The sequence below is a fragment of the Pseudomonas sp. CVAP#3 genome, assembly GCF_018986375.1.
GTDB classification, from domain to species: domain Bacteria; phylum Pseudomonadota; class Gammaproteobacteria; order Pseudomonadales; family Pseudomonadaceae; genus Aquipseudomonas; species Aquipseudomonas helvetica.
The window spans coordinates 56,911-73,476 of sequence record NZ_JAHMSC010000023.1 but is presented as its reverse complement, the minus strand read 5'-3'; the positions used below and the strand labels follow the sequence as shown (position 1 = coordinate 73,476).

The following is a 16,566-nucleotide window of genomic DNA, read 5'->3' as shown; positions in this document are numbered from 1 at the left end:
GTGGGAAAACACACATAAGATGTAAGGGTAACCCACGCAATGACCTTGAGGCCAGCTTGTGGTGTCTTAAATCACCCGAGAGAAACGCTGGCGATTCTGTTGTTCCAGGTAGGCATCGAAGACCATGCACACCGAGCGGACCAGTAGCCGTCCGGCTGGCAAGACGACGATTTTTTCGCTGTCGAGTTCAATCAGGCCATCCTCGGCCATGGCGTGCAACTGCGGCCAGAGCTCGCTGAAGTAGCCGCGAAAATCGATGTTGAAGGCCTGTTCTATCTGGGAAAATGCCAGGCTGAACGTGCAGATCAACTGCTGAATCACCGCCCGCCGCAGACGGTCGTCCTGGTTGCACAGCAAACCACGGCTGGTGCCCGGTTGCGCGCTCGCCAGAGCGTTTTGGTACTGATTCAAATCGCTGCTGTTCTGGCAGTACAAATCGCCGATCTGGCTGATGGCCGACACGCCAAGACCGATCAGGTCGCAATGACCGTGGGTGGTGTAACCCTGGAAGTTGCGTTGTAGCGTCGACTCTTCCTGGGCGATGGCCAGCTCATCATCCGGCAGGGCGAAATGGTCCATGCCGATGTAGCGATAACCGGCGGCGGTCAGTTGCTCAATGGTGCGCTGAAGCATGTTCAGCTTTTCGGCGGGGGCCGGCAGGTCGCTGCTGTTGATTCGCCGCTGCGGCATAAAGCGCTCGGGCAGGTGAGCGTAGTTGAACACCGAGAGCCGATCCGGTTGCAGGTTGATGACTTCGTCCACGGTGCGGGCGAAGCTCTCGGCGGTTTGCTTGGGCAGGCCGTAGATCAGGTCGATATTGATCGAGCGGAACTGCAAGGTGCGCGCCGCCTCGACCACCGCCCGGGTTTCCTCCAGGCTTTGCAGGCGGTTGACCGCGCGCTGTACGGCCGGGTCAAGGTCTTGCAGGCCGATGCTGACCCGGTTGAAACCCAGTTCGCGCAGCAGGCCCATGGTTGACCAGTCGGCTTCGCGTGGGTCGATTTCGATGCCGTAATCGCCGGAGTCATCGTCAAGCAGGTTGAAATGCTTGCGCAGTTGCGCCATCAACTGGCGCAGTTCGTCGTGGCTGAGAAAGGTTGGAGTGCCACCGCCGAAATGCAGTTGCTCGACTTTCTGGTTCGGGTCCAGGTGACAGGCGATCAGCTGGATTTCCTGTTCGAGGCGCTGCAGGTAGGGCAGGGCGCGGCCACGGTCCTTGGTGATGACTTTGTTGCAGGCGCAGTAGTAGCAGATGTTTGCGCAGAACGGCACGTGCACATATAGCGACAGTGGGCGCAGGGCCTTGCGGCTTTCACGCAGGGCATGGAACAGATCGAAAGTACCGACCTGGCTGTTGAATTGCACCGCGGTTGGATACGAGGTGTAGCGTGGTCCCGCCAGGTCGTAACGGCGGATCAGATCTGTGTCCCAACGAATGGCGTCGAGCATGCGGGCATTCCCCCGGATAGGCTGGCAGTGTTGGCGAGTCTAGGGGGGGCGACGTTGGGGCATCTTGATTTGCATCAACGGTGGTTGGAAGCTGCGATCGCTTTTTGTGGCGAGGGGGCTTGTCGGAACGCCGCACCGCCCCGTTCGGCTGCGCAGCAGTCGTAAGGTCGTAGGCGGGGTGTCTCAGACGGAATACGGTTGCAGATTTTTGGGCCGCTTCGCAGCCCAGCGGGGGCAAGCCCCCTCGCCACAGTTTTAGTGTCCCATCAACCAATGCTGATGCGGTCCCGGCAGGGTCCAGATGCCAAACAGGATCACCAGCAAACCGCCGGTCATGCGCACGCTGCGTTTGCGCAGTAACGCCGTGACCCGTTCGGCCGCAAGGCCAGTGGCCAACAAAACCGGCCAGGTGCCAAGGCCAAACGCGAGCATCAACAATGCGCTGTCGATGGCATTGCCCTGGCTGGCAGACCACAACAGCGTGCTGTAGACCAAACCGCACGGCAGCCAGCCCCAGAGTGCGCCGAGCAGCAACGCGCGCGGCAGGCTCGACACCGGCAACAAACGGTTGGCAACTGGTTGTATGTAGCGCCACAGGCCACGTCCCAGGCTTTCGATGCGGGTCAGGCCGCTCCACCAGCCGGCCAGGTACAGGCCCATGGCGATCAGCAGCAAGCCGGCGAGGATGCGCATGAACATCGCCGCCGGGCTGTTGGCCACCGCCCATCCCGCCAGGCCGATCAGCAGGCCGGCAGTGGCGTAACTGAGAATCCGCCCGAGGTTGTACGCCAGCAACAGGCGAAAGCGCCGGCTGCGCTGTTCCTTGGGAATCGCCAGGGTCAACGCGCCCATCAACCCGCCACACATGCCCAGACAATGCCCGCCGCCGAGCAGGCCAAGGATCACCGCAGAAACCAGTAGTGGCGCCAACTCAAGCATGAGGCGGGGCCTTGTCGCTCGGCTTGGCCGGATCGGTCGGTGCGTGACCGCTGGCTTCGTCGACTGCCGCCTGATGGCTCGGGTCCTGGTCGTCGAACAGGATGCTGTGGGCCGGGCCGTCGAGGTCGTCATACTGACCGCTGTCGACCGCCCAGAAGAAAATGTAAATGGCGATGGCGACGATCAGCAGCGCTGCCGGGATCATCACATAAAGAGCTGGCATCTGGACTCCATGCCTGACCGGATCAAACCGGTAGCGGGCGGGTGACTGGCGTGGCACTGGCGCTTGGCTGGCTCGGCATGCGAGTCAGGCGAAGTGCATTGAGCACCACGGTCAGCGAACTGATCGACATGCCGACCGCGGCCCATACCGGAGTGATCCAGCCGAGGGCGGCGAACGGCAACATGAAGCCATTGTACAGCCCGGCCCACAGCAGGTTCTCGATGATTACCCGACGTGTACGCCGGGCCAGGCTGAAGGCTTGCACCAAGGCGTCGAGACGATTGGACAGGAGTACCGCATCGGCGCTGGTTTTCGCCAGATCGGTGGCCGAGCCCATGGCCACGCTGATGTCGGCGGCGGCCAGCACCGGCACGTCGTTGACCCCGTCGCCGAGCATCAACACCTTGCGGCCTTGCTGGTGCAACTGCTTGAGCACCTGCAGCTTGTCATCCGGACGCAAGCCGCCCCGGAACTCGTCGATACCCAATTCGGCGGCGACACTGGCAACCATCGGCGAGCTGTCACCGGATAGCAGCAGCGTGCGCCAACCGCGAGCCTTACACGCCGCGAGCAGCGCCGGTGCGTCGTTGCGCAGGCGGTCGTCGAGCACGAACCAGGCCAGCGCGCCATGGCTGTCGCCAAGCAACAGCCATTGGCCGGCTTCATCCGGGATTGTCGGCACAGCGCAGCCGCTGAGTTCGCAGACAAATGCCGGTTGACCGATGCGCAGGCGCTGTTCGCCAACCCGGCCCTCAAGGCCCAGTCCTGGAGTGCTGAGGACTTCTTCAGCGGCCAGCGGCGCTCGGCCAAAGGCGCGGGCAATCGGGTGTTCAGAACGGTTTTCCAGAGCGGCGGCGAGGCCCAGGCACTGATCGCTGTCGAGTGCGCCCAGTGCTCGAATCGAACGCAAGGCCAGGCGACCTTCGGTGAGCGTACCGGTCTTGTCGAAAATCACCGTGTCGATTTGATTCAGACCTTCCAGCACGTGGCCGCGGGTCAGCAGCAGGCCGAGTTTGTGCAAGGTGCCGGTGGCGGCGGTGAGCGCGGTCGGCGTGGCCAGTGACAGGGCGCAGGGGCAGGTCGCGACCAGCATCGCCAGCACGATCCAGAAGGCACGGGATGCATCCAGCTCCCACCAGAGCAAACCGATGGCAGCAGCGGCAATCAGCGACAACAGCAAGAACCACTGCGCAGCGCGGTCGGCAATTTCTGCCAGTCGCGGCTTCTCGGTCTGGGCTCGATCGAGCAGGCGGACGATGGCCGAGAGGCGAGTGTCCTGGCCCAGCGCGAGCACTTCGACGGTCAGGGCGCCCTCGACATTCAGGGTGCCGGCCGTCACCGCATCGCCGAGCGTCCGGGGTTGCGGCAGGTACTCGCCGGTCAGCAGCGACTCATCGATGCTCGACTGGCCATCGAGGATTTTGCCGTCGGCCGGGAGGATGGCGCCGGGGTGCACCAAAACCTGGTCACCGAGACGCAACTCGCTGAGCAGGATGCGCTCGCTCTGGCCGTCCGCACTCAGGCGCAGGCACGATGCGGGCAGCAGGTTCACCAATTGCGCGGTGGCGGCGGCGGTGCGTTCACGGGCGCGGCGCTCCAGATAGCGGCCCGCCAACAGAAACAGCGCAAACATCCCGACCGCGTCGAAATACAGTTCGCCGACTCCGGTGATCGAGGTCCATATCCCGGCGAGGTAGGCGCCGCCGATGGCCAGCGAAACGGAAACATCCATGGTCAGGTGGCGGGTGCGCAGGTCGCGCATTGCACCTTTGAAAAACGGCGCGCAGCTGTAGAACACAATTGGGGTCGTCAGGAACAGTGCGACCCAGCGCAGGATGGTGTGCAGCTCGGGGCTGAGGTCGATATTGAATTCCGGCCAGGTGGCCATGGTTGCCATCATCGCCTGGAACCACAGCAAGCCGGCAACCCCCAGTTGACGCAGGGCCAGGCGGTTTTCGCTGGCCAGTTGTTCGCAGGCTTGGTCGGCCTGGTAGGGGTGGGCGGCATAACCGATGTGGCGCAGCTCGCTGAGCAGCTGGCTCAACGGTAACTGGCTGTCGGCCCAGCGCACGTGCAAGCGATGGTTGGACAGGTTCAGGCGCGCCTCGGCCACGGCCGGCAGGCTGCGCAGGTGTTTCTCGATCAGCCAGCCGCAGGCCGCGCAACTGATGCCTTCCATCAGCAAGGTGGTTTCAGCGAGTTCGCCTTCGTGGCGAACGAACGGTTGTTGCACGTCGGCGCGGTCATACAGCGCCAGTTCGTCCACCAGTTGCACCGGCAAGGCTTCAGGGTTGGCCGAAGCCTCGCTGCGATGGCTGTAATAGTGCTCCAGCCCACCCGCGACAATCGCCTCGGCCACGGCCTGGCAACCCGGACAGCAGAGCTCGCGGGTTTCGCCGAGGATGACGGCGGTAAACCGGCTGCCGGAGGGAACGGGCAGGGCGCAGTGGTAGCAGGGGGTGGTCATGGGGTTTTCACAGGGCGTTATCCGATGATCGTTCCCACGCTCCGCGTGGGAATGCCTCCCCGGACGCTCCGCGTCCGCTTCGGCTGGGACGCGGAGCGTCCCTGGCTGCGTGCCCACGCAGAGCGTGGGTACGATCAGTGATTGAGCTTGTTACTACTTGTCTTCCGCGCCTTGCAGCGGTTCGTCACCGAGCAGCAAATGCTTGTCGTGGCCGATCTGCTCTTCTTCGAACAGGCGCCACACGTGATCGTCCTGGCTGCCCAGCAGCTCGACGAAGCGCCGGCCTTCGATCTTGTCGGTCAACTGGCCGATATAACGACCCGGTTCGGCCGCGCTGCGGGTCAGGGTGATCTTGCGATCTTTATCCGGCTGGGTCGGCGAGATCAGGTTCAGTTCGAGGGTCGCTGGCGTGCTGTTGCCGGTCAGGCGCACGTCGACTTCACCGGTCACCTCATCCAGATGCACGTTGGCGCGCAACAGCAGGGTCTGGGCCAGCAACTCGCGGTCCAGCGAACGGTTGATGCCTTTGCCCGCCTCGTAGTAATTGTCGTTGACCAGGTTGTCCGGGTTTTTGACAGCAATGGTCACCATGGACAAGGTCAGGGTCACCGAACAGGTCAGAATTGCGATGATGATCCATGGCCAGAGGTGCTTGTACCAAGGGCTGGTGGCAGTTGCTGCGGGCATGATGACTTCTCTCAACGAATTTGTGGGCCGATGAATCGGCTCTTGGCTTCAACGTGGACGCTATTGTCGTCGGCATCCTTGAGGGTGAATTTCACCTCGTTGGTGCTCGACGGCAGTTGTTCCGGTGCACTCGACAGCTCGACCGGCATGCTGAAGATTTCGCCAGCAGCCACCTTGATCTCGCGCTTGCCTTGCAACTTGAGATCCGGCAGTCCTGAGGCTTCCAGCACGTAAGTGTGGTCGCGCTGGTCCTTGTTCATGACTTTGAGGCTGTAGACGTTCTCGATCCGGCCTTCGGCGTTTTCGCGATACAGCACACGGTCCTTGCTGACATCGAAGCCGACCAGCGAGCGCATGAAGAACGCGGTGATCAGCAAGCTGATCATGGCCAGCAACACCAGCGCGTAGCCGATCAGCCGCGGACGCAGTTTATGGGTTTTTTGCCCGGACAGGTTGTGCTCGGTGGTGTAGCTGATCAGGCCGCGCGGGTAGTCCATTTTGTCCATGATGCTGTCGCAGGCATCGATGCAGGCGGCACAGCCAATGCATTCGATCTGCAAGCCGTCACGGATGTCGATGCCGGTCGGGCACACCTGAACGCACATGGTGCAGTCGATGCAGTCGCCCAGGCCCTGAGCCTTGTAGTCGATGCCTTTTTTGCGCGGACCACGGGCTTCGCCGCGGCGCGGGTCGTAGGAGACGATCAGCGTGTCCTTGTCAAACATCACGCTCTGGAAGCGTGCGTAAGGGCACATGTAGATGCACACCTGTTCGCGCAACCAGCCGGCGTTGCCGTAAGTGGCGAGGGTGAAGAAGCCGACCCAGAAATACGACCAGCCATCGGCCTGGCCCATGAAGAAGTCGATGGTCAGTTCACGAATCGGTGAGAAGTAGCCGACAAAGGTCATGCCGGTGACGAAACCGATCAACAGCCACATCGAGTGTTTGCTGAACTTGCGCAGGAACTTGTTGGCGCTCATTGGCGCCTTGTCGAGCTTGATGCGCTGGTTGCGGTCGCCTTCGGTGACCTTCTCGCACCACATGAAAATCCAGGTCCAGACGCTCTGCGGGCAGGTATAGCCGCACCAGACACGCCCGGCGTACACGGTAATGAAGAACAGACCGAAGGCGCTGATGATCAACAAGCCGGACAGCAGAATGAAATCCTGCGGCCAGAAGGTCGCACCGAAGATGAAGAATTTGCGCTCCGGCAAGTTCCACCAGACCGCCTGGTGACCGCCCCAATTGAGCCAGACCGTGCCGAAATACAGCAGGAACAACGCGGCGCCGCCCGCCATCCGCAAATTGCGGAACAGGCCGGTGAAGGCGCGGGTGTAGATTTTTTCCCGAGAGGCGTAGAGGTCGACGCTGTTATTCGCGTTCTTGGCAGGCGGGGTGACGTCGTGTACCGGAATCTGGTTGCTCATCATTGCATCCCACGGCAGTGGAAAAATGCCTCGGTCAGTACGTGCCGACCGCGGTCAAAAAGGGGTGTTGCAGTGGCGCAATGATACGCCTGTCGCTCTAGCTCAAGGGTGCGACCTTTGGTCGCGTTGGTGGAAATTCGTAGATGGTGTAGCAAATGTAACAAATCGTGATGCAGATCAATTGACTTGTTGAGTATAGCTCTCCGTCCGCCCAGGGTTACTACCGCGCGCCTGCAAGAGGCGTACCGAGTCCGATTCCCTCATCCTCCTCCTTCCACTGTCTGACATTCATTGGCGCTGGACTATATAGAACATTTTTTAGTGAGTGTTTTGAAGTGTGCGAGTGTCAGTGGATGTTGGAAATATCCGCTGTTGATCTGCAGAGGTCGGTAGTTTGTTAATTATCAATGGGCGATATATTTTGCAGTTGCCGCTATGGAGTGGCTGTTAAATATCGATGGAAATGGACTTCTATGACTTTATATAAAGAGCGTGTGTGGCTGGTGTGTCTTGCACTGGCGTTGGTTATCCCTGTGGTCTATGGCGCCTCGTCGGCAGAGACGCCGCGCCATATGGTGTTTGTATCGGATTCGCAATACCCCTGGACTGAACTCTCGGATGATAATCTTCCGGATTCCAACAAGGAGGCTCGCTCAAAAGAGCTGATAGAGTTGCAGTACTCCGATATTTCAAGTTTCAGGAAGCTGAATGGCGGGGCATCCCGCATACCGGTGATGATTAACGGTGATGTCACAGCCTTTGGTCATGGTAGTGAACGTTCATACATGAAATCGGTTTTCGAGAATAAACTGGAGGGGCTATATGATTACGGGCTGGGTAATCATGACTATGCCAATAACGTGGACGACTGTTTCCTGAATAACTGTGCGGCTGGCAGTGTCAACGACCTCAAGGATCGCTACTGGGGAAAAGTCGAATCCATGGATCTGGCGGCAAGAAGTTCGGGCGTGGGGACGATCTTTTATGGCAGCCTCGCTTACTCGAAAAATGTCGGTGATGTGCACATGGTTCAATTGAATAATGAGCCGACCTATACCGTGAGTTTCTCTTCCGGTATTCCGCTTTCTCCAACAGCCTTTGAAATTACGCCTGCGCTTGACTGGCTGGAGCGGGATTTAAAGAGGGCGAGAGAGGAGGGCAAAATCATTATTCTGAATATGCACAAGGTTTATCAGTGGAACGGCAACGACGAGCAGATTTCGAGATTCAAACAGATGGTCGAGAAATACAAGGTAACGGCGGTCTTTGGTGGGCATGATCACTGGGGCGCGGGGACTTACTTTGATTGGGGCAAGCCACAGTACTTTGGTGAAGTGCCGGTATTTCTAAGTGGCTCTGCCTCCCAGCAAACTTATCTGATTGCCAGTTTTACCGCTGACCGGCAGTCGCTGGCGGTCAGCCTTGTCCGCAACAGTAACTGGCCAAGCCGAAAGCTCGATCAGGTCATCCCAGTCTTGAAGTAGGCAAATGAATGACGGAAATGAAAACGGCCCCGCCAGATCACTGGCGGGGCCGTTTTTTAGTGCGATCACGCGTTTGCCTTACTCGGCGTCAGCAGCTTTCTCACCGTGAGACAGGCTGTAGACGTAAGCGGCCAGCAGGTGAACCTTGTCGTTGCCTTGCAGCTGTTCTTGCGCAGGCATCTGGCCCTGACGGCCGTAACGGATGGTCTGCTGCAGTTGAGCAAAGCTCGAACCGTAGATGAACGCGGCCGGGTGGGTCAGGTTAGGTGCGCCCATGGCTGGGGTGCCTTTACCTTCCGGACCGTGGCAAGCCACGCAGTTGGCAGCGAAAATCTTCTGGCCGGCAACCAGATCGGCCTTGGCGCCTTCCGGCAGCTTGCGGCCATCGAGGTTGGTCAGCACGAACGCGGCAACGTCGCTGACGCCTTGCTCGCCGATCACTTCACCCCAAGCCGGCATCATCGCGTGACGGCCGCCCATGATGGTGGTCTTGATGGTTTGTGGCTCGCCGCCCCAACGCCAGTCTTCGTCGGTCAGGTTCGGGAAGCCGTAAGCGCCTTTGGCGTCGGAGCCGTGGCAAACCGAGCAGTTGGAGGCGAACAGGCGGCCACCCATCTTCAGGGCTTGTGGGTCCTTGGCAACTTCTTCAATTGGCATGGCTGCGAATTTGGCGAAGATCGGACCGAACTTGGCGTCCGATTTGGCCATTTCCTTTTCCCACTCGTGAACGCCGGTCCAGCCGGACTGGCCGTTGGCGAACGCGGTCTGCTTCTCGTTGTCGAGGTAGCCGTAACCCGGCAGCAGGCCTTTCCAGTTGCCCAGGCCCGGGTACAGCACCAGGTAGCCGAGGGCGAAGATGATGGTGCCGACAAACAGCATGAACCACCATTTCGGCAGCGGGTTGTCATACTCCTCGATCCCGTCGAAGGCGTGGCCAACCGTCTCATCCGTCTGCTCGGCGCGCTGGCCCTTGCGGGTCGACAGCAGCAGCCAGGTCAGGGCGAAAATGGTACCCAGACTGAGGACTGTGACGTACAGACTCCAGAACGTAGTCATTCTTTGTTACTCCTAGAAGCTTGCTCGACGTGCTTGATGGCTTCGGGATCATCCGCGAAAGGCAGCAAGGTCGCGTCTTCAAACTCCGATTTGCGCTTGGGGCTGAACACCCACAGTGCCAGACCGATAAAGGCAACCATCACGACAACGGTGCCCAGGCCACGAATCATCCCGATATCCATCCAGATCACCGTTTGCTTTTGATGATGGTGCCCAGGCCTTGCAGATAGGCCACCAGCGCGTCCATTTCGGTTTTGCCCTTCACGGCATCTTTTGCACCGGCGATGTCTTCGTCGGTGTAAGGAACGCCGAGGGTGCGCAAGACTTCCATTTTCTTCGCGGTGTCTTTGCCGTCGAGCTTGTTTTCCACGAGGAACGGGTAAGCCGGCATTTTCGACTCTGGCACCACGTTGCGCGGGTTGTACAAATGCGCACGCTGCCAGTCATCGGAGTAACGACCGCCGACGCGGGCCAGGTCCGGACCGGTACGCTTGGAGCCCCACAGGAACGGGTGGTCCCAGACGCTTTCACCGGCTACCGAGTAGTGGCCATAACGTTCGGTTTCAGCACGGAACGGACGGATCATCTGCGAGTGGCAGCCGACACAACCGTTGGCGATGAAAATGTCACGGCCTTCAAGTTCCAGCGCCGGGCGTGGCTTCATGCCTTCAACCGGCTTGTTGGTCACGTCCTGAAAAAACAACGGGACGATCTGGGTCAGGCCGCCGATGCTGACGGCGATGACCATAAAGAAGGCCAGCAGGCCAATATTCTTCTCGACTGCTTCATGCTTCATCAGTGAGCTCCAACGACAGCGATCTGAGCGGCGGCTTCAGCATCTTCCGGATTCGAGGCGCGTACGGTGCGGAACACGTTGTACGCCATGAACAGCATGCCGCTGGCAAAGAACGCACCGCCAAGGGCGCGAACGATGAAACCAGGGTGGCTGGCTTGCAGGGCTTCAACGAAGGAGTAGGTGAGGGTGCCGTCATCGTTGATTGCACGCCACATCAGGCCCTGGGTGATGCCGTTGACCCACATCGAGGCGATGTAGAGCACGGTGCCGATGGTCGCGAGCCAGAAGTGCGTGTTGATCAGGCCGATGCTGTGCATCTGCGCACGACCGAAGATTTTCGGGATCATGTGGTACAGCGCACCGATCGAAATCATCGCTACCCAGCCCAAGGCACCGGCGTGTACGTGGCCGATGGTCCAGTCAGTGTAGTGAGACAGCGAGTTGACGGTCTTGATGGCCATCATCGGGCCTTCGAAGGTCGACATGCCGTAGAACGCCAGGGACACGACCAGGAAACGCAGGATCGGGTCGGTCCGCAGCTTATGCCAGGCACCCGACAGGGTCATCATGCCGTTGATCATGCCGCCCCAGCTTGGTGCCAGCAGGATGATCGACATTGCCATGCCCAGCGACTGAGCCCAATCCGGCAGTGCGGTGTAGTGCAGGTGGTGCGGGCCAGCCCAGATGTACAGGGTGATCAGTGCCCAGAAGTGCACGATCGACAGGCGATACGAGTAGATCGGACGCTCGGCCTGTTTCGGCACGAAGTAGTACATCATCCCCAGGAACCCGGTGGTCAGGAAGAAACCTACCGCGTTGTGGCCGTACCACCACTGGATCATGGCGTCGGTCGCACCGGCGTACGCCGAGTAGGACTTGAAGAAACTGACCGGCAAGGAGGCGTGGTTGACGATGTGCAGCATCGCCGTCACGACGATGAAGGCACCGTAGAACCAGTTACCGACATAGATGTGCTTGGTCTTGCGCTTGACGATGGTGCCGAAGAACACCAGACCGTAGGTGACCCAGACGATAGCCAGCAGGATAGCCAGAGGCCATTCCAGTTCCGCGTATTCCTTGGTGGTGGTGTAACCCAGCGGCAAGGTAACGATCGCGCCAACGATTACAGCCTGCCATCCCCAGAAGTGGAAGGCAGCGAGGCTGTCGGAAATCAGTCGCGTTTGGCAGGTTCGCTGCACGACGTAATAGGAAGTGGCAAACAGTGCACAACCACCGAAGGCGAAAATCACCAGGTTGGTGTGCAACGGGCGTAGGCGTCCAAACGTCGTCCACGGCAGGCCGAAATTCAACTCCGGCCAGACCAGTTGCGAGGCGATGAAGACACCGAGCCCCATGCCAAGGATCCCCCAGACCACCGTCATGATGGCGAACTGGCGGACTACCTTATAGTTATAAGCAGTCGGACTGATTGCTGTGCTCATTCTAAGGTTCCACGGTTTAGGTGTTTTATTAGGGATAAAAATCGGTCGCAAGTATGGAGAAAGCGGGGGGTCATTGCAACGCGCCATGACCCGCGTCAATGCTTTCAAAAGCTGATTCTGCGGCCTTTCCATGCTCCGCGTAGGGACAAAATTGCCCATGGACAAAATGTCTTGGCGGACCAAAAAGGCAAGGGGGTCGGGTCAGGTGTAACTGGGTGTGTTCAAACGAGGCGGGTAGGTGACAGACGGCAATTTGCACGACAGCCGGTATCTACCAGCCTTTGCGGCCTGTCATCGAACAGATTCGTCGAACGCATCGTGTACGGTTGACCTTTGACCGGCTGTTGCCAGTCCGCTTCGAAGCAAGCGTAGACGCGAATCCACCGAACCGAAAGGCAGACCAATTGAGGGGTGCGACAATGCGTCGCAAAGGAGCAGGGAACTGCCGCATTCGGGTGAATGCAGCAGTTGGGCAGTGAAGAATTATTCGGTTTTGCTTTCAGCCTGCAAACGCTCGGCGTTCGGGCTGTGAGACAAGCTGTACACATACGCGGCCAGCAGTTGCACCTTGTCGTTGCCGAGCAGTTCGTGCTGCGCCGGCATCTGACCCTGGCGACCATGGCGGATGGTCTGTTGCAGTTGCGTCAGGCTGGTGCCGTAGATGAAACCTGCCGGTTGCGTCAGGTTTGGCGCCCCCATCAGTTCCGTGCCCTGGCCGTTTGCACCGTGACAGGCTACGCAAGTGGTGCTGAACGTTTGCTGTCCGGCTTGCAGGTCAGCACCACTGTCGGCTGGCAGCGGCAGGCCGGCGAGTTGGTGACGCACATACGCCGCGACATTTTTCACCCCGGTCTCACCCAATACTTCACCCCAGGCCGGCATGGCCGCCATGCGTCCGCCCATGATCGTGGTCTTGATGGTTTCGGCACTGCCGCCCCAACGCCAGATGTTGTCGGCGAGGTTGGGGAAACCAAACGCGCCCTTGGCATCCGAGCCGTGGCAGACCGAGCAGTTGGAGGCAAACAGGCGCCCGCCCATTTTCAGCGCTTGTGGATCCTTGGCGACCTCTTCCACGGGCATGGCCGCGAATTTTGCGAAGATCGGCCCGAACTTGGCGTCGGCCTTGGCCATCTCCCGGTCCCATTCCTTGGTCTGGGTCCAGCCATCCTGGTAGCCGGGCAGTACGCCTTTCCAGCTGCCCAGGCCCGGATAAAGGATCAGGTAGCCGACAGCAAACACCAGGGTCCCGGCGAACAGCATGAACCACCACTGCGGCAGCGGATTGTCGTACTCCTCGATGCCGTCGAAGCTGTGGCCCATGGTCTGGTCGACGCTGCCCTTGGTTTCGCCCTTGCGGGTGCCGATCAGCAGCCACGTCAGGCCGATCAGGCTGCCAATGGTCAGTACGCAGATCCACGTACTCCAAAAGGTGGTCATGGCCGGGTACTCCTTGTTGTTGCTGTTTCTTGGCTATGGGTGTCGTCGGGTTGCGGTTCGTCGGCAAAGGGCAGCAGGCGCGCTTCGGCGAATTCCGAGCTGCGTTTACCGTTGAATACCCACAGCGTCAGTCCAACAAACGCTACGAAGACGACGACGGTGCCCAGGCCGCGGATCATTCCAGTACTCATCTCGCTCTCTATAAAAGACATGGGCATGGCTCACCTCTTGCTCTTGATCGCAGTGCCGAGCACTTGCAGGTAGGCGACGAGCGCGTCCATTTCGGTCTTGCCCTTGAGCGTTTCGACGCTGCCGGCAATGTCTTCGTCGCTGTACGGAGCGCCGAGGGTGCGCATGACCCGCAACTTGGTTTCGGTGTGGCTGCTGTCCAGTGCGTTGGCCACCAGCCATGGGTAGGCGGGCATCTTCGACTCCGGCACGACGTTGCGCGGGTTGTACAAGTGCGCCCGGTGCCAGTCTTCCGAGTAGCGACCGCCGACCCGGGCCAGGTCCGGGCCGGTGCGCTTGGAGCCCCACAGGAACGGGTGATCCCAAACGCTTTCACCGGCTACCGAGTAGTGGCCGTAGCGCTCGGTCTCGGCGCGGAACGGGCGAATCATCTGCGAGTGGCATTGCACGCAACCTTCGCGGATGTAGATGTCGCGACCTTCGAGCTGCAGCGCGGTGTAAGGCTTCATGCCTTCGACCGGCTTGTTGGTGACGTCCTGGAAGAACAGCGGGACGATCTGGGTCAGACCGCCGATGCTCACCGCGAAGACCATCAGCAGCAACAGCAGGCCGACGTTTTTCTCAATCGTTTCGTGTTTCATGGCGGACTCCTCAGGCCATCTGCGCCGCGGCGGCGACTTCGGCTGGCTGTGCGGCACGCACGGTGCGCCAGGTGTTGTAAGCCATCAGCAGCATGCCGCTGAAGAAGATCGCGCCGCCCACCAGCCGCACGACGTAGCCTGGGTGGCTGGCCACCAGGGTTTCGACGAAGGAGTAGGTCAGCGTGCCGTCTTCGTTGACCGCGCGCCACATCAGGCCTTGGGCGATGCCGTTGACCCACATCGAGGCGATGTAGAGCACGGTGCCGATGGTGGCGAGCCAGAAGTGCGCGTTGATCAGGCCGAGGCTGTGCATCTGCGTGCGGCCGAAGACTTTCGGGATCATGTGGTACAGCGCGCCGATCGAGATCATTGCCACCCAGCCGAGTGCGCCGGCATGTACGTGGCCGATGGTCCAGTCGGTGTAGTGGGAGAGGGCGTTGACCGTTTTGATCGCCATCATCGGCCCTTCGAAGGTCGACATGCCGTAGAACGCCAGCGACACCACTAAAAAGCGCAGGATCGGGTCGCTACGCAACTTATGCCAGGCGCCCGAGAGGGTCATCATGCCGTTGATCATGCCGCCCCAGCTCGGTGCCAGCAGGATCAGCGACATCACCATGCCCAGCGACTGCGCCCAGTCCGGCAGCGCGGTGTAGTGCAAGTGGTGCGGGCCGGCCCAGATGTACAGGGTGATCAGTGCCCAGAAGTGCACGATCGACAGGCGATAGGAGTACACCGGGCGTTCGGCCTGTTTCGGCACGAAGTAATACATCATCCCGAGGAAGCCGGCGGTGAGGAAGAAACCTACCGCGTTGTGCCCGTACCACCACTGCACCATGGCATCCGTCGCACCGCCGTAGGCCGAGTAGGACTTGGTCCAGCTCACCGGCAGGGAGGCGTGGTTGACGATATGCAGGATGGCCACGGTGATGATGAACGCACCGAAGAACCAGTTGCCGACGTAGATGTGCTTGGTCTTGCGCTTCATCAGTGTGCCGAAGAACACGATGCCATAGGCGACCCAGACGATGGCGATCAAAATGGCGATCGGCCATTCCAGCTCGGCGTATTCCTTGGAAGTGGTGTAGCCCAGCGGCAGGCTGATGGCGGCCAGGACAATGACCAACTGCCAGCCCCAGAAGCAGAATGCGGCGATTTTCGGCGCGAACAGCTGCGTCTGGCAGGTACGTTGCACCGAATAGAAGGAGGCGGCGAACAGGGCGCAGCCGCCGAACGCGAAGATCACCGCGTTGGTGTGCAGCGGGCGCAAACGGCCGAAGCTGGTCCAGGGCAAATTGAAGTTGAGTTCAGGCCAGACCAATTGAGCCGCGAGAAAAACCCCGAGCCCCATGCCGACGATGCCCCACACCACCGTCATAATGGCGAATTGGCGGACCACCTTGTAGTTATAGGCGGTACTTAAAGAAGTGTTCATGGTTCCCCATCCACGGTTCAGCCGAAGTGAAAGCGTCCGCGCGAGGCGATGACGCTCCCTTCGCCTGGAGTTATAGGCAGATTAAAAGCGAGGCAAGCATGGACAAACAGCACAAGGCCAGTATTGACGGGGATCAATGGGCGCAGTGCGTGCAGGATCGCGGATGGCTGTGGAACGCTGCCTCGGTGCCGGCATCGGCGACGCTGATTCTTGCCCATGGCGCTGGCGCACCGATGGACAGTGACTGGATGAGCGACATCGCCGCACGCCTTGCTGCGCAGGGCGTCAACGTGTTGCGTTTCGAGTTTCCGTACATGGCGCAACGGCGCATCGACGGTGGCAAGCGTCCACCGAATCCGACGCCCAAATTGCTCGAATGCTGGCGTGATGTGTATGCCGTGGTGCGACGCCATGTCACTGGGCGTCTGGCCATTGGCGGCAAGTCCATGGGCGGGCGCATGGCCAGTTTGCTGGCCGATGAGTTGGGCGCGGATGCGCTGGTGTGTCTGGGGTATCCGTTTTACGCGGTGGGCAAACCGGAGAAGCCGCGAGTCGAACATCTGGCCGGGCTCAAGACTCCGACGCTGATTGTGCAGGGGGAGAGGGATGCGCTGGGGAATCGTGCGGCGGTTGAAGGGTATGAGTTGTCGCCGAGTATCGAGGTGTTTTGGTTGACGGCTGCTGATCATGATTTGAAGCCGTTGAAGGCATCCGGTTTTAGCCATGATCAGCATTTGGCGGCTGCGGCGCAAAAAGTGGCTGCATTTCTTCAGGGCCAGCCCTCACCCTAACCCTCTCCCGGAGGGAGAGGGGACTGACCGCGTTGTTTGTAGGAGAAACTGCGACCTGCGATTCCGAGTTGAACTCAGGCTTTGAAAGCGACAGAGATCCGCT

At 60.0% G+C, this 16,566-nt stretch carries 16 protein-coding genes; 2 read left to right on the top strand and 14 right to left on the bottom strand.

Translation table 11 applies throughout. The features are described from left to right. Positions 1–66: 66 nt before the first annotated feature. The 6 genes from hemN to ccoG form a co-directional block, all read right to left on the bottom strand. Complete coding sequence (gene hemN, locus KRR23_RS26400; protein WP_216744832.1) at positions 67–1,449, bottom strand: oxygen-independent coproporphyrinogen III oxidase; 1,383 nt, start codon at positions 1,447–1,449, stop codon at positions 67–69. 255 nt (positions 1,450–1,704) lie between these two features. Then, positions 1,705–2,388 (bottom strand): sulfite exporter TauE/SafE family protein, encoded by a 684-nt coding sequence (locus tag KRR23_RS26395; protein ID WP_103315349.1) that lies wholly within the window; start codon positions 2,386–2,388, stop codon positions 1,705–1,707. After that, positions 2,381–2,611: a cbb3-type cytochrome oxidase assembly protein CcoS gene (gene ccoS / locus KRR23_RS26390; RefSeq protein WP_019689547.1), complete on the bottom strand. Its 231-nt coding sequence runs from the start codon at positions 2,609–2,611 to the stop codon at positions 2,381–2,383. Before ccoS ends, KRR23_RS26395 begins: the two co-directional genes overlap by 8 nt. Before the next feature lie 22 nt (positions 2,612–2,633). Then, a complete protein-coding gene (locus tag KRR23_RS26385; RefSeq protein WP_216744831.1) occupies positions 2,634–5,078 on the bottom strand; it encodes a heavy metal translocating P-type ATPase in 2,445 nt (814 codons plus the stop codon). Positions 5,079–5,231: 153 nt separating this feature from the next. Beyond that, entirely contained in the window at positions 5,232–5,765 is a 534-nt protein-coding gene (locus KRR23_RS26380; RefSeq protein WP_216744830.1) for a FixH family protein, read from the bottom strand. A gap of 11 nt (positions 5,766–5,776) precedes the next feature. Next, positions 5,777–7,192 (bottom strand): cytochrome c oxidase accessory protein CcoG, encoded by a 1,416-nt coding sequence (ccoG, locus tag KRR23_RS26375; RefSeq protein WP_216744829.1) that lies wholly within the window; start codon positions 7,190–7,192, stop codon positions 5,777–5,779. Between the two features lie 473 nt (positions 7,193–7,665). Here ccoG and KRR23_RS26370 point away from each other — a divergent pair, with 473 nt between their 5' ends. Further along, the gene (locus tag KRR23_RS26370; protein WP_216744828.1) at positions 7,666–8,676 is read left to right on the top strand and encodes a metallophosphoesterase; all 1,011 of its coding nucleotides are present in this window, start codon (positions 7,666–7,668) and stop codon (positions 8,674–8,676) included. Between the two features lie 78 nt (positions 8,677–8,754). Here KRR23_RS26370 and ccoP (KRR23_RS26365) read toward each other — a convergent pair whose 3' ends face one another. The 8 genes from ccoP (KRR23_RS26365) to ccoN (KRR23_RS26330) all read right to left on the bottom strand — a co-directional run bounded on the left by ccoP (KRR23_RS26365) (position 8,755) and on the right by ccoN (KRR23_RS26330) (position 15,672). Further along, on the bottom strand, positions 8,755–9,732 hold the full coding sequence (gene ccoP, locus KRR23_RS26365; protein ID WP_216744827.1) for a cytochrome-c oxidase, cbb3-type subunit III: 978 nt from the start codon (positions 9,730–9,732) through the stop codon (positions 8,755–8,757). Further along, positions 9,729–9,914, bottom strand: a complete 186-nt coding sequence (locus tag KRR23_RS26360) for a CcoQ/FixQ family Cbb3-type cytochrome c oxidase assembly chaperone (RefSeq protein ID WP_003175465.1) — start codon at positions 9,912–9,914, stop codon at positions 9,729–9,731. The genes ccoP (KRR23_RS26365) and KRR23_RS26360 overlap by 4 nt, the downstream gene beginning before the upstream one ends. Positions 9,915–9,919: 5 nt before the next feature. Further along, on the bottom strand, positions 9,920–10,528 hold the full coding sequence (ccoO, locus tag KRR23_RS26355; RefSeq protein WP_054593209.1) for a cytochrome-c oxidase, cbb3-type subunit II: 609 nt from the start codon (positions 10,526–10,528) through the stop codon (positions 9,920–9,922). Further along, positions 10,528–11,970, bottom strand: a complete 1,443-nt coding sequence (ccoN, locus tag KRR23_RS26350) for a cytochrome-c oxidase, cbb3-type subunit I (RefSeq protein ID WP_054593208.1) — start codon at positions 11,968–11,970, stop codon at positions 10,528–10,530. Before ccoN (KRR23_RS26350) ends, ccoO (KRR23_RS26355) begins: the two co-directional genes overlap by 1 nt. A gap of 483 nt (positions 11,971–12,453) precedes the next feature. Then, on the bottom strand, positions 12,454–13,407 hold the full coding sequence (ccoP, locus tag KRR23_RS26345; protein WP_216744826.1) for a cytochrome-c oxidase, cbb3-type subunit III: 954 nt from the start codon (positions 13,405–13,407) through the stop codon (positions 12,454–12,456). Continuing rightward, positions 13,404–13,610 carry a CcoQ/FixQ family Cbb3-type cytochrome c oxidase assembly chaperone gene (locus tag KRR23_RS26340; protein ID WP_216744842.1) on the bottom strand — a complete coding sequence of 69 codons (207 nt, stop codon included), beginning with the start codon at positions 13,608–13,610 and terminating at the stop codon, positions 13,404–13,406. The genes ccoP (KRR23_RS26345) and KRR23_RS26340 overlap by 4 nt, the downstream gene beginning before the upstream one ends. An 18-nt stretch (positions 13,611–13,628) precedes the next feature. After that, a complete protein-coding gene (gene ccoO / locus KRR23_RS26335) occupies positions 13,629–14,237 on the bottom strand; it encodes a cytochrome-c oxidase, cbb3-type subunit II (RefSeq protein ID WP_216744825.1) in 609 nt (202 codons plus the stop codon). A gap of 10 nt (positions 14,238–14,247) precedes the next feature. After that, entirely contained in the window at positions 14,248–15,672 is a 1,425-nt protein-coding gene (gene ccoN / locus KRR23_RS26330) for a cytochrome-c oxidase, cbb3-type subunit I (RefSeq protein ID WP_216744824.1), read from the bottom strand. Between the two features lie 98 nt (positions 15,673–15,770). Here ccoN (KRR23_RS26330) and KRR23_RS26325 point away from each other — a divergent pair, with 98 nt between their 5' ends. Beyond that, a complete protein-coding gene (locus KRR23_RS26325) occupies positions 15,771–16,463 on the top strand; it encodes an alpha/beta family hydrolase (protein WP_253912265.1) in 693 nt (230 codons plus the stop codon). Positions 16,464–16,566 lie beyond the last annotated feature (103 nt).

Bases quoted from the DNA above. Each gene is read 5' to 3' on its own strand.
- hemN (WP_216744832.1), bottom strand. From the start codon at position 1,449: ATGCTCGACGCCATTCGTTGGGACACAGATCTGATCCGCCGTTACGAC.
- KRR23_RS26395 (WP_103315349.1), bottom strand. From the start codon at position 2,388: ATGCTTGAGTTGGCGCCACTACTGGTTTCTGCGGTGATCCTTGGCCTG.
- ccoS (WP_019689547.1), bottom strand. From the start codon at position 2,611: ATGCCAGCTCTTTATGTGATGATCCCGGCAGCGCTGCTGATCGTCGCC.
- KRR23_RS26385 (WP_216744831.1), bottom strand. From the start codon at position 5,078: ATGACCACCCCCTGCTACCACTGCGCCCTGCCCGTTCCCTCCGGCAGC.
- KRR23_RS26380 (WP_216744830.1), bottom strand. From the start codon at position 5,765: ATGCCCGCAGCAACTGCCACCAGCCCTTGGTACAAGCACCTCTGGCCA.
- ccoG (WP_216744829.1), bottom strand. From the start codon at position 7,192: ATGAGCAACCAGATTCCGGTACACGACGTCACCCCGCCTGCCAAGAAC.
- KRR23_RS26370 (WP_216744828.1), top strand. From the start codon at position 7,666: ATGACTTTATATAAAGAGCGTGTGTGGCTGGTGTGTCTTGCACTGGCG.
- ccoP (WP_216744827.1), bottom strand. From the start codon at position 9,732: ATGACTACGTTCTGGAGTCTGTACGTCACAGTCCTCAGTCTGGGTACC.
- KRR23_RS26360 (WP_003175465.1), bottom strand. From the start codon at position 9,914: ATGGATATCGGGATGATTCGTGGCCTGGGCACCGTTGTCGTGATGGTT.
- ccoO (WP_054593209.1), bottom strand. From the start codon at position 10,528: ATGAAGCATGAAGCAGTCGAGAAGAATATTGGCCTGCTGGCCTTCTTT.
- ccoN (WP_054593208.1), bottom strand. From the start codon at position 11,970: ATGAGCACAGCAATCAGTCCGACTGCTTATAACTATAAGGTAGTCCGC.
- ccoP (WP_216744826.1), bottom strand. From the start codon at position 13,407: ATGACCACCTTTTGGAGTACGTGGATCTGCGTACTGACCATTGGCAGC.
- ccoO (WP_216744825.1), bottom strand. From the start codon at position 14,237: ATGAAACACGAAACGATTGAGAAAAACGTCGGCCTGCTGTTGCTGCTG.
- ccoN (WP_216744824.1), bottom strand. From the start codon at position 15,672: ATGAACACTTCTTTAAGTACCGCCTATAACTACAAGGTGGTCCGCCAA.
- KRR23_RS26325 (WP_253912265.1), top strand. From the start codon at position 15,771: ATGGACAAACAGCACAAGGCCAGTATTGACGGGGATCAATGGGCGCAG.